This window comes from Herminiimonas fonticola (genome assembly GCF_040395855.1).
Taxonomy (GTDB): domain Bacteria; phylum Pseudomonadota; class Gammaproteobacteria; order Burkholderiales; family Burkholderiaceae_D; genus Oxalicibacterium; species Oxalicibacterium fonticola_A.
The window spans coordinates 1-12,138 of sequence record NZ_JBEBPO010000078.1 but is presented as its reverse complement, the minus strand read 5'-3'; the positions used below and the strand labels follow the sequence as shown (position 1 = coordinate 12,138).

The window sequence follows — 12,138 nt, the reverse complement described above, 5'->3', positions numbered from 1 at the left end:
CGCGTACGCGATTTTGTCTGGAACATTGCTGTGAAAGTCGATACGCGTCATAAGGTAAGGCTAAATCTGAATCAGAAACTGAAATTTAGAAACGGAAACCCGGCGGTGCATTGCCGGTAGCCGGCAGGGTGTCGGTAGGTGTTGCAGCAGGTTGATTGTCAGCGGCCCTGGCTTCTGCAGCTTTTGGTTTTGGTGCGGCAGGTTCTGGTGCCGGATTGCGATAGCTTTTCGGTAACTGGCTGCTGGCTGGATAACCTGCGCTGGTCAATGCGGTATCCCATAACTCGGAATTAAAACCGGATTGCTTTTGTGAACCTATCGTCGCGAATGGCAATTGCCTGTCACCGCCAGCCTGTTTCAGGCGTGCGATGTCGTCATTGCTGCTCACGGTTTTTTCCGTGTATGGAACACCGCGTGTATTCAGCAGATTGCGCGCGTCCGTGCAGGCTTCGCACTTGGCTGTTGTGTACAGCGTGACCGGGCTGGTTTTGACGGCTTGTGCAAGTTCAAACGGAAACCCGGCAGTAGAAGGGCCGGTAGCGAGCGCCTTCTCTTCCACTTTTTTGATGGATGATGGCGGTGGCGTGTCGCTATAGGTGATCTTGCCGTCGGGTGCGACCCATTTATATAGCTGGGCATGGGCATTGGCCGAAAACAGCAAGGTGATCAGTAGTGACAGCGGCAGCAAACCGTTTTTCATCTTCTCGTCCCGTTTATCGTTTTATGAAACGTATTGCGCTAGAAAATTTGCACGAGAACTCGTGCATTCCAGCCAGATTGCACAATCGGCTCATAGCTTGAATGAGCCGATTGTTTGCACTGCTAAGCTGCCATGCCGCTGTGTCGCAGCAAGGCATCGATCGTCGGTTCGCGGCCACGGAAAGCCTTGAATGAGTCGATCGCCGGGCGCGAACCGCCCATCGCCAGAATTTCGCGCAGGAAGCGTGCGCCGGTATCGCCGGACAAGACATTGCCGCTGGCTTTTCCTGCTTCTTCAAAGGCACCGTAGGCATCGGCAGACAGGACTTCCGCCCATTTGTAGCTATAGTAACCGGCCGCATAGCCACCGGCAAAAATATGCGCGAACGAGTGCTGGAAACGGTTGAATTCCGGTGGCGTCATGACTGAAACTTGCGCGCGCACTGCATTCAATACATCCTGCACACTTTGTTTACCACCAGGCTGGTAATCGTAATGCAGATGCATGTCGAACAGTGAAAACTCGACCTGGCGCAAGGTTTGCAGGCCGGACTGGAAGTTCTTCGCGGCGATCATCTTGTCGAACAATGCGCGTGGCAACGCTGCGCCGGTATCGGCATGTGCAGTCATATGCTGCAGCACATCCCATTCCCAGCAAAAATTTTCCATGAACTGCGATGGCAATTCAACTGCGTCCCATTCAACGCCGGAGATGCCGGACACACCGAGTTCATCGACGCGCGTCAGCATGTGATGCAGACCGTGGCCGAATTCGTGGAATAGCGTGATCACTTCATCATGCGTGAACAGCGCCGGTTTGGTTTTGCCATCGATGACCGCAGGTTCGGTGAAATTGCAGGTCAGGTAAGCGACCGGCGTCTGAATGCCATTCGTGCTTTCGAGGCGGCGGCGACCGCGCGCATCGTCCATCCATGCGCCGCCGCGTTTGCCCTGGCGTGCGTACAGATCTATATAGAACTGGCCGATCAGCGCGCCGTCTTTTTCGATGCGGAAGAATTTCACGTCCGGATGCCAGACTGGTGCGGTGTCCGGTTTGATGGTGACCGAGAACAGCGTTTCGATCGTGCGGAACAGGCCGGCGATCACTTTCGGTTCAGGGAAATACTGTTTCACTTCCTGTTCGGAAAACGCATAACGCTGTTCGCGCAGTTTTTCCGATGCATAGGTGACGTCCCATGCTTCCAGTTTTTCTATGCCCAGTTCTTTTTGCGCGAAGCTGCGCAATTCGGCCAGATCTTTTTCGGCAAACGGACGGGCACGCTGGGCCAGATCCTGCAGGAAGTCTATGACTTGATCCGGCGTTTGCGCCATCTTCGAGACCAGCGACACTTCGGCGTAATTTTTATAGCCCAGCAGTTTGGCTTCTTCATCGCGCAACTTCAGGATGTCGACGATATTTTGCGTATTGTCCCATTCCGGTTTGCCACCGAGCTCGGATGCCTTGGTCGCATTGGCGCGATAAATCGTTTCGCGCAGGCTGCGTTTGTCCGCGTATTGCAGGATAGGGAAATACGAAGGGAAATGCAGCGTGAATTTATAGCCAGTCTTGCCATCCTTCTCTGCCGCAGCGCGCGCGGCCTGCTTCGCATCGTCAGGCAAGCCCGCGAGTTCTGCTTCGTCCTCAACGAACAAGGCGTAATCATTCGTCGCGTCGAGGATATTTTCAGAAAACTTGGTCGTCAGTGCTGCGTGCTTTTCCTGAATCTCGGCAAAGCGCGGTTTATCTTCTTCCGACAATTCGGCACCGCCAAGGCGGAAATCACGCACGGCGTTTTCAATGATTTTCTTGCGTGCGGCTGAATAGCCGGCGTAATCCGGGCCCAGTTGCAGTGCCTTGTAACTGGTGAACAGCGTCAGGTTCTGCGCCAGTTCGGTCCAGAACTCGGTGATCTTCGGCTGGTTTTCGTTATACGCAGCGCGCAGTTCCGGCGTATCGACGACAGCATTCAAATGACCAACGATGCCCCACGCGCGGCTGAGTTTTTCGGTGACGTTTTCCAAAGGCTCGACAAAGTTTTCCCATGTCACTTGCGCAATCGGCTCTTCAAGTTCCTTGACGACGTTACGGCTTTGGTCCAGCAGGCTGTCGATCGCAGGCCCGATATGGTCGGGTTTGATCGCAGCAAATTGTGGAAGGTCGGAAAAATCCAGCAGCGGGTTAAGGGCAATATTCATCAGTTGGTTTCTCTCTCTGCTGCTTCTATGGTGTTCACCAGAAGCATGGTAATGGTCATGGGGCCGACACCGCCCGGTACAGGCGAGATGTGGCCGGCGACTTCCTTGGCTGCAGCGAAATCGACATCGCCACACAGTTTGCCGTTGTCATCGCGGTTGATGCCGACGTCGATCACGATGGCGCCGGGTTTGATCATGTCGGCGGTCAAGGTGTTGCGGCGGCCGGTGGCAGCGACGACGATATCGGCCTGGCGTGTGTGATAGCCGAGATCTGCAGTTCCACTATGGCAGATGGTGACGGTGGCATTGGCTTGCAAGAGCAATAATGCCATCGGTTTGCCTACTGTATTACTACGGCCGATCACGACTGCGTGTTTGCCGGCAATTTTGGTGCCTGTGCTTTCGATCAGCTTCATGCAGCCGTAAGGCGTGCAAGGGCGGAAGCCGGGGAGGCCGGTCAGCAGTTCGCCGGCGCTCAATACGGAATAACCGTCCACGTCCTTGCGCGGCGAGATCGCCTCGATCACTTTGGTTGGATCAATGTGCTTGGGAAGCGGCATCTGAACCAGAATGCCGTGGATTTTAGGATCGTTGTTCAGTGCAGCAATGCGCGCCAGCAGGGCGGCTTCCGTCATATCGGCTTCGTATTTTTCCAGCAAAGAGAACAAGCCATTGTCTTCGCACGCCTTGACCTTGTTGCGTACATAAACCTGGGAAGCCGGATCGGCGCCGACCAGAATCACGGCCAGGCCAGGTTGTTTGCCTTTGGCGCTCAGGGCGGCGGCACGTGCCGCGACATCCTGGCGAAGTTGTTGAGAAAGCAAGTTGCCGTCAATGATATGTGCGCTCATGAATTAATAATAGAAATGAAAAGGGAAAGACTGATTATAAGGGACGCAAAATAAGCGGGGCAAAAGCCGGGCATGCAAAGCGAAGTGAACGGAGGTCTAACCGGTTTTCAGGCTGGCCTGCCTGGATGGCGCTTGCCATGCGCGGCGAATAGTTCAAAATGGGCTAAAAGCCTTTAAAAATGCTGCTATGCCACATAATTTCGCATTATGATAAATGATATCGCCATTTGAAAATAACAAAAACTGCTGTTAAACTCGGCGCAATCTGCACGACTATACGTGTTATTGGCTTTAAAAATGACGTCCGTTTTTACAAAAAACGGCATTAAGATAAATCAGGAGACAAACGATGTCCGCCCAAATCGACCAAGTACTGGCGCAAGCCGCTAACGATCCAGATGTAATGGAAACGCAAGAGTGGCTTGATGCCCTCGAATCCGTTATCGAAAACGAGGGCCCTGATCGCGCTCATTATCTGATGGAGCGCTTGATCGATCTGGCACGTCGTCGCGGTGCGCAGGTTCCATTCTCCAGTACCACTGCATACGTTAATACCATTCCTGCCGATCTCGGCGAGAACTCGCCCGGCAATCTGGAATACGAAGAACGCCTGCGTTCATGGATGCGCTGGAATGCGATGGCGATGGTGGTCAAAGCCAACCGCGTTGACGGCGATCTGGGTGGTCATATCTCCAGCTTTGCGTCGCTCGCCAATATGCTGGGCACCGGCTTCAATCATTTCTGGCATGCGCCGACCGAAGACCACGGTGGCGACCTGTTATATATCCAGGGTCACTCATCGCCTGGCGTTTATGCTCGCGCTTTCCTCGAAGGCCGCTTGAGCGAAGACCAATTGATCAACTTCCGTCGCGAAGTTGATGGTCATGGCTTGTCGTCGTATCCACATCCGAAGCTGATGCCGGATTTCTGGCAGTTCCCGACGGTGTCCATGGGTCTCGGCCCATTGATGGCAATCTATCAGGCGCGTTTCCTTAAATACCTGCACGCACGCGACATCGCGAAAACCGATAACCGCAAGGTCTGGGTATTCTGCGGCGACGGCGAGATGGATGAAGTCGAATCGATGGGCGCAATCGGCGTGGCCGGTCGCGAACAACTCGACAATCTGGTCATGGTCGTCAACTGTAACCTGCAGCGTCTGGATGGCCCGGTGCGCGGCAACGGCAAGATCATTCAGGAGCTCGAAGGCGAATTCCGCGGCGCCGGCTGGAACGTCATCAAGATCATCTGGGGCTCGAACTGGGATCCGTTGCTGGCCAAGGACAAAGAAGGCATTTTGCAGCGCGTAATGATGGAAACGCTGGACGGCGAATACCAGAATTACAAAGCCAAGGATGGCGCTTACGTGCGCAAGAACTTCTTCGGCAAGCATCCAAAATTGCTGGAAATGGTCTCGCGCATGTCGGACGACGACATCTGGCATCTGCTGCGCGGTGGTCACGATCCACACAAGGTCTACGCCGGCTTCAAGCAAGCGCAAGAACACAAAGGTCAGCCGACCGTACTGCTGGTCAAAACCGTCAAAGGTTATGGCATGGGCAAATCGGGCGAAGCGCGCAACACTGCGCATCAAACCAAAAAACTCGACGACGAAGCAGTGCGCGAAATGCGCGATCGCTTTTCGCTGCCGATTGCTGACGAACATCTGGCCGACATTCCATTCTTCAAACCGGCCGACGATGCGCCTGAGATGAAGTATCTGCACGAACGTCGTGCGGCGCTTGGCGGCTATCTGCCGCAACGTCGGATGCACGCCGATGAAAAATTGCCGGTGCCGGAATTGGCCGCATTCAAGGCAGTGCTCGACCCGACTGCGGAAGGCCGTGAAATTTCGACCACGCAAGCGTATGTACGCATCATGTCCATCCTGTTGCGCGATGCGAATCTGGGCAAACGCCTGGTGCCGATTCTGGTCGATGAATCGCGTACTTTCGGTATGGAAGGTTTGTTCCGCCAAATCGGTATTTACAACCGCGAAGGCCAGTTGTACGAGCCGGTCGATAAAGATCAGGTCAGCTACTACCGCGAAGATAAAGCCGGCCAGATTCTGCAGGAAGGCATTAACGAAGCGGGCGCGATGGCATCGTGGATTGCGGCGGCAACCTCGTACTCGACCAACAACCGCATCATGGTGCCGTTCTACACGTTCTATTCGATGTTCGGCCTGCAGCGTATCGGCGATCTGGCCTGGGCAGCGGGCGACATGCGCGCACGCGGCTTCCTGCTCGGCGGTACCGCTGGTCGTACCACACTGAACGGCGAAGGCTTGCAGCACGAAGATGGTCACAGCCACATCCTGGCATCGACGATCCCGAACTGCGTTCCTTACGATCCGACCTTCGCACATGAAGTCGCCGTCATCATGCAGGATGGCTTGAAGCGCATGATCGAAAATCAGGAAGATGTGTTCTATTACATCACCCTGATGAACGAAAACTATCCGCAGCCGGGTCTGAAAGAAGGCCAGGAACAAGACATCATCAAAGGTCTGTACCTGCTGCAGGAAGGCGCGAAGAAATCGAAAAATCGCGTGCAACTGATGGGCTCCGGCACCATCCTGCGCGAAGTCATCGCCGCTGCCGATCTGTTGAAAGACGATTGGGGCATCGTGGCCGACGTCTGGTCCGCACCATCGTTCACGCTGCTGGCGCGTGATGGTCAGGACGTGGAACGCTGGAACATGCTGCACCCGGCCGATGCTCCGCGTGTCGCACACGTCACGCAATCGCTGCAAGGCACAAGCGGCCCTATCGTTGTCGCCACCGATTACATGCGCACCTTCGCTGAACAAGTACGTGCCTTCATTCCGAAAGAACGTACTTACAAAGTGTTGGGCACAGATGGTTTCGGTCGTTCGGACAGCCGTGCAAAACTGCGCGAATTCTTTGAGGTCAATCGCTACTTCGTGACGATTGCAGCACTCAAGGCATTGGCGGATGAGGGTGCGATTTCGGTTTCTGTGGTGTCACAGGCTATTGCGAAATACGGCATCAACCCGGAAAAAATCAATCCGGTAACGCTGTAATCAGATACAAAAACTTTCCTCATCCATGAGGTGACGGGGATGCAAATGGCAGGCAGCAATGACTGTAACCACTTGCCTCCCCGCTGTCATGATGGTGGGCACGCAAACAAGCGGAGATAAAACGATGAGCATGGTCGAAGTCAAAGTCCCGGATATCGGTGATTTCAAGGAAGTTGAAGTCATTGAATTGCTGGTCAAGGTAGGCGAGTCGATCAAGGTCGATCAATCGCTGATTACAGTTGAGTCCGACAAGGCCAGTATGGAAATTCCATCCAGCCACGCCGGTATCGTCAAGGAAATCAAGATCAAGCTGGGCGACAAGGTTGCTGAAGGCTCCTTGTTGCTGATGATAGAAGCATCGGCATCTGATGCAGCGCCTGCAGCCGCTCCGGCTCCAGCAGCGCCGGCACCTGTTGAAGCGCCTAAGCCAGAACCAGTGAAAGCTGCAGAGCCAGCGCCGGTTGCACAAGCAGCCGCAGCAGCTCCTGTGGCGCCACCAGCACCGGTTGCTGCACCAGCAGCGCCTGTTGCAGCTTCGGCGCCAGCGACTGCAGCAAATGCAAAAGCACACGCATCGCCATCGATACGCAAGTTCGCACGCGAACTCGGCGTTGATCTGGGTAGCGTTGCAGGTTCCGGCCCTAAAGGCCGCATTACGCAGGAAGACGTACAGAACTATGTGAAGGGCATCATTGCCGCCGGTCCCGTTTCGGCACCGGTTGCTGCAGCGCCAAGCGCATCGCGCGGTGGCGCAGGCCTCGATCTGTTGCCATGGCCATCGCTGGATTTCAGCAAGTTCGGTGAAACCACATTGCAGCCTTTGTCGCGCATCAAGAAAATCAGCGGTCCGAATCTGCACCGCAACTGGGTCATGATTCCGCACGTCACGCAATACGACGAAGCCGATGTGACCGAGCTGGAAGAACTGCGCAAATCGACGAATACCGCGCTGGCCAAATCCGGCGTCAAATTGACGATTCTGGCGTTTGTGATCAAGGCTTGCGTTGCCGCCCTGAAAAAATATCCGGAATTCAATTCCTCGCTCGATGCAGCCGGCGAAAACCTGATTCTCAAGCAGTACTACAACATCGGCTTCGCGGCCGATACGCCGCAAGGTCTGGTCGTGCCTGTCGTCAAAGGCGTCGATCAAAAAACCGTGACGCAAATCGCACAGGAAATGGGCGAGTTGTCGGCACAGGCACGCGACGGCAAGTTGAAACCTGCCGACATGCAAGGCGCAACTTTCACGATTTCATCGCTGGGCGGCATCGGCGGCACGTATTTCACACCGCTGATCAATGCACCTGAAGTCGCGATCATCGGCTTGTCGAAGACGTCGATGAAACCGGTCTGGGATGGCAAGCAATTCGTGCCGCGTCTGATCATGCCTTTGTCGCTGTCCTACGATCATCGCGTGATCGATGGTGCGCAAGGTGCACGTTTCGTGACCTACCTGAGCGAAGTGCTGACCGATTTGCGCAAATCGCTGCTGTAATCGGCGTACGCAAAAAAAATCAGACCATGGTTCGTGCCGCCGCTGCAAGCGCGGCGAACCGGATAAAAATACGGAGCTAAAGCGATGAGCACGATAGAAGTCAAAGTCCCCGATATCGGCGATTTCAAGGAAGTGGAAATCATCGAACTGCTGGTCAATGTGGGCGATACGATCAAGGTTGATCAGTCGCTGATCACGGTCGAATCCGACAAGGCCAGCATGGAAATTCCAGCCAGCCACGCCGGCGTCATCAAAGAGTTGAAGGTCAAACTCGGCGACAAGGTTGCAGAAGGTTCACTGCTGCTGATTCTGGAAGCATCGGAAAGTGCAGCAGCACCCGCAGCAACACCGGCGGTCGCACCAGCGCCTGTTGCAGTAGCAGCCCCAACTCCGGCACCTGCCGCAGCACCAGCAGTTGTTCCTGCAAAAGCCGCTGCACCTGTATCAGCACCTGCAGCAGCCAGCTTCGCCGGCAAAGCCGATATCGAATGCGACATGATGGTTCTCGGCGCAGGTCCTGGCGGTTACTCCGCTGCGTTCCGCTCCGCCGATCTCGGCATGTCTACCGTTTTGATCGAGCGTTATTCAACACTCGGTGGCGTGTGCCTGAACGTCGGCTGCATTCCATCCAAGGCATTGCTGCACGTTGCAGCAGTCATCGACGAAACCGCAGCGATGGCGGCGCATGGCGTCACCTTCGGCAAACCGCAAATCGATATTGATGCGCTGCGCGGCTACAAGGAAAAAGTCATCGGCAAGATGACCACCGGTTTGTCCGGCATGGCCAAGGCACGCAAGGTCAATGTAGTGCAGGGCGTCGGCCAGTTTGTCGGCACCAATCACATTGAAGTCACTGCAGCCGACGGCAGCAAGAAAACAATCCAGTTCAAGCAAGCCATCATCGCAGCCGGATCGTCGGTCGTGAACCTGCCGTTCGTTCCTGAAGATCCGCGTATCGTCGATTCCACCGGCGCGCTCGAATTGCGCAGTGTGCCCAAGCGCATGCTCGTCATCGGCGGCGGCATCATCGGCCTGGAAATGGCAACTGTCTATTCGACTCTCGGTGCACGCATCGATGTGGTTGAAATGCTGGACGGCCTGATGCAAGGCGCAGATCGCGACATGGTCAAGGTCTGGCAAAAATTCAACGAGAAGCGCTTCGACAAAATCATGTTGAAGACAAAAACCGTTGCGGTCGAAGCATTGAAAGAAGGCATCAAGGTTTCTTTCGAAGCGGCAGAAGTGGGTGTTTCAGCGCCGGAACCGCAACTCTACGACATGGTATTGGTTGCAGTCGGACGCAGCCCGAACGGCAAGAAGATTGCTGCCGACAAGGCTGGCGTTGCAGTGACCGATCGCGGCTTCATCGAAGTCGATGCGCAAATGCGTACCAACGTGCACCACATCTTCGCCATCGGCGATCTGGTCGGCCAACCCATGCTGGCGCACAAAGCTGTGCATGAAGCGCACGTTGCAGCAGAAGCCGCAGCAGGCGAGAAGTCCTACTTCGACGCACGCGTGATTCCATCCGTGGCCTACACCGATCCTGAAGTCGCATGGGTCGGCATCACCGAAGACGAAGCCAAAGCCAAAGGCATCAAGCTCGAAAAAGGCCACTTCCCATGGGCAGCATCAGGCCGCGCAGTAGCCAACGGTCGTGATGAAGGCTTTACCAAATTGCTGTTCGATGCAGAAACCAAACGCATCGTTGGTGGTGGCATTGTCGGCACGCATGCTGGCGACATGATCGGTGAGATCGCTTTGGCGATCGAGATGGGCGCTGATGCTGTTGATATCGGCAAGACCATACATCCGCATCCGACTCTGGGTGAATCGATAGGTATGGCGGCGGAAGTGTACAAAGGTGTTTGTACTGATTTGCCACCGATGAAGAAGAAGTAAGTCTTCATTTGGTTCAATAAAAAAAGCGACGCAATGCGTCGCTTTTTTTATTGGGAGATAGAACCGCCAAGCGGTAGCTTTTTTGTATTCAGTAACTACAAACGCTTATCCGCACATATGATACGGTCGACGAACAAAAAAATTTCATATTCATGGGGGTGGGTTGCTAAGCTATACGGCACGTGTCATGTTATCCATCACTTCTGTATAAAAAGTTAGGGAATTTAGTGGACGAGTCGGATCATTGTAAGGAGGTATACGCACATCATGGCCTCGCTATGTACCGAGCTCAGTGCGTGGAGCAGTCGATTGGCCAGTTATTGGTGTTCTTTGACTTTTTTCGGAAGAATGTACCCGGGTACACAACCATAGAAAAATGGGAAGAAGACATCGATGCGTACGACGAGTCACTATCTGCCAAAACGATGGGGCAACTCGTGAAACAGCTGTCTTTGCTCAAAGTCGTTGACGCTTCGCTTGAACCTCTGCTGCGCGAGGCGTTGGTAATGCGGAACCATCTTGCCCACCGATTCTTTGTTGACCACGCATTGAACTTCGTTAGTTCCGCTGGGCGAGATCACATGATCCACGACTTGGAGGTGGCTAGGGAGCTGTTCAACAAGGTTGAGAACATCTTAAATCCAATTACATACAGTTTGTGTGAGAAGTACGGGCTAACCCAAGAGAAGCTTAAGGAGATCGAGCGCGACCTATTTGCCGAGGCTGGTGGCGATCTCCCAGAGTCCAGCCAATCGTTCCAGCGGACAGCCTCCGGCGACCGCTGAACTCAAATGTTAGGCTCTACAAGGAGACGTTTGCATGAAGTTTGAAATTGGTGATGCAACAGACAATGCACTTACAACCACCATTGCACATGAGTTTATTCTATGCAAAGACAGCTTCGAACGCTTTACCCACTTCGCTGGCCTGAACATCATGGGGAAACGAGACAAGCTTACAAAAATTCGGTCTCATGACGCATACGCAAGCTTCTTGCATCACTTATATGAGTTTTATGTTGGCTGCATTAAACGAGGTAAAAATAACCTCAAAGACCTCGACCACCGCCTACTAGATCGCATCTTCAATACGGAGGTACGAAAGCTGCTCAACAACAGAGTTCATGCAATCGAAAATGGCTATGCGCCATCATGGGAAAACCACATTTCTGTTTATCAAGTTGATGTGCCAGAGGAGTTCGGCACACAGTTTCGCCGCATAAGAAATCGAACCGCGCATGTCAGTATCAAGAGGGCGAGACCAAACACGGAACTACCCCTTGCAGAGTTCTATGATCGATACCACAAATTTGTTTATCTTCTTTATTCCTCAGCGCAGTGGATGTGGACCACCAAAGACATTGAGGCGCAAGATTGGGAATCCATAGAAGAGTTCGATCTTTTTGTCCAAGCAAAAGATCAATCGCCAGCCCGAGTTAAAAAATCAAGCGCAACGAAGTAGGTTGAACTAACGGTTTATCAGCCCAACATTCAAAGCGATAAACCACCATTCAGACCATTCTTGTATCAATCCAGCCAAGCGCTCATATCCATGCTTCCCCGGATGCGCAAAATCATTGGCAATCGCTTCCTTCAGCCAATGTTCATCTTTGCGCAAAACTTCAAATACAGATAAGTAGGGAACATTCAGTGTTGTTGCCAATTCAGCAAACTGTTTGTCCAGGCGTTCGACACGGCGGTTGTGGGCACCGTCAGGCATAGGCGGCGGGCCTATCATCAAGACCTTATAACTTGATGTAGCGGTGCGCAAGATGTTCTGGAAGTTGGCGATGCTTTCTTCTTCCGATACGCGCTGCACACCTTCAAAAATTGATGTGTCATTGACGCCGAACGAGAAGACTACGTGTGCTTCGCAATCGGCAGGCAGTCTTGCCGCGCATTCCTGCTGCCAGCGCGTTGCGATATCGCGGCTGGTGTCGCGACGGATGC

The 12,138-nt window shown here is 53.8% G+C and carries 9 protein-coding genes; 5 read left to right on the top strand and 4 right to left on the bottom strand.

Annotation, left to right across the window (positions count from 1 at the left end; all coding sequences use genetic code 11):
• Positions 1-85 precede the first annotated feature (85 nt).
• The 3 genes from ABWP27_RS09995 to folD all read right to left on the bottom strand — a co-directional run bounded on the left by ABWP27_RS09995 (position 86) and on the right by folD (position 3,746).
• A complete protein-coding gene (locus ABWP27_RS09995; protein ID WP_353156125.1) occupies positions 86-700 on the bottom strand; it encodes a DUF4124 domain-containing protein in 615 nt (204 codons plus the stop codon).
• 122 nt (positions 701-822) lie between these two features.
• Positions 823-2,895: a M3 family metallopeptidase gene (locus tag ABWP27_RS09990; protein WP_353156123.1), complete on the bottom strand. Its 2,073-nt coding sequence runs from the start codon at positions 2,893-2,895 to the stop codon at positions 823-825.
• Positions 2,895-3,746, bottom strand: a complete 852-nt coding sequence (gene folD, locus ABWP27_RS09985) for a bifunctional methylenetetrahydrofolate dehydrogenase/methenyltetrahydrofolate cyclohydrolase FolD (protein ID WP_353156121.1) — start codon at positions 3,744-3,746, stop codon at positions 2,895-2,897. The genes ABWP27_RS09990 and folD overlap by 1 nt, the downstream gene beginning before the upstream one ends.
• 349 nt (positions 3,747-4,095) lie before the next feature.
• Between folD and aceE the strand changes: the two genes are divergently transcribed.
• The 5 genes from aceE (at position 4,096) to ABWP27_RS09960 (ending at position 11,650) form a co-directional block, all read left to right on the top strand.
• Complete coding sequence (gene aceE / locus ABWP27_RS09980; protein ID WP_353156120.1) at positions 4,096-6,792, top strand: pyruvate dehydrogenase (acetyl-transferring), homodimeric type; 2,697 nt, start codon at positions 4,096-4,098, stop codon at positions 6,790-6,792.
• A gap of 124 nt (positions 6,793-6,916) precedes the next feature.
• The gene (gene aceF / locus ABWP27_RS09975; RefSeq protein ID WP_353156126.1) at positions 6,917-8,287 is read left to right on the top strand and encodes a dihydrolipoyllysine-residue acetyltransferase; all 1,371 of its coding nucleotides are present in this window, start codon (positions 6,917-6,919) and stop codon (positions 8,285-8,287) included.
• A gap of 84 nt (positions 8,288-8,371) precedes the next feature.
• On the top strand, positions 8,372-10,189 hold the full coding sequence (lpdA, locus tag ABWP27_RS09970; RefSeq protein WP_353156118.1) for a dihydrolipoyl dehydrogenase: 1,818 nt from the start codon (positions 8,372-8,374) through the stop codon (positions 10,187-10,189).
• Between the two features lie 296 nt (positions 10,190-10,485).
• Positions 10,486-10,974 carry a hypothetical protein gene (locus ABWP27_RS09965; protein ID WP_353156117.1) on the top strand — a complete coding sequence of 163 codons (489 nt, stop codon included), beginning with the start codon at positions 10,486-10,488 and terminating at the stop codon, positions 10,972-10,974.
• Between the two features lie 34 nt (positions 10,975-11,008).
• Entirely contained in the window at positions 11,009-11,650 is a 642-nt protein-coding gene (locus tag ABWP27_RS09960) for a hypothetical protein (protein WP_353156115.1), read from the top strand.
• A 6-nt stretch (positions 11,651-11,656) separates the two neighbouring features.
• Here the strand turns inward: ABWP27_RS09960 and ABWP27_RS09955 are convergent.
• Positions 11,657-12,138, bottom strand: a 482-nt coding sequence (locus tag ABWP27_RS09955; RefSeq protein ID WP_353156113.1) for a GDSL-type esterase/lipase family protein, incomplete at its 5' end; no start/stop codon positions are given.

Coding starts and splice junctions, on each gene's coding strand:
- ABWP27_RS09995 (WP_353156125.1), bottom strand. CDS start 700: ATGAAAAACGGTTTGCTGCCGCTGTCACTACTGATCACCTTGCTGTTT.
- ABWP27_RS09990 (WP_353156123.1), bottom strand. CDS start 2,895: ATGAATATTGCCCTTAACCCGCTGCTGGATTTTTCCGACCTTCCACAA.
- folD (WP_353156121.1), bottom strand. CDS start 3,746: ATGAGCGCACATATCATTGACGGCAACTTGCTTTCTCAACAACTTCGC.
- aceE (WP_353156120.1), top strand. CDS start 4,096: ATGTCCGCCCAAATCGACCAAGTACTGGCGCAAGCCGCTAACGATCCA.
- aceF (WP_353156126.1), top strand. CDS start 6,917: ATGAGCATGGTCGAAGTCAAAGTCCCGGATATCGGTGATTTCAAGGAA.
- lpdA (WP_353156118.1), top strand. CDS start 8,372: ATGAGCACGATAGAAGTCAAAGTCCCCGATATCGGCGATTTCAAGGAA.
- ABWP27_RS09960 (WP_353156115.1), top strand. CDS start 11,009: ATGAAGTTTGAAATTGGTGATGCAACAGACAATGCACTTACAACCACC.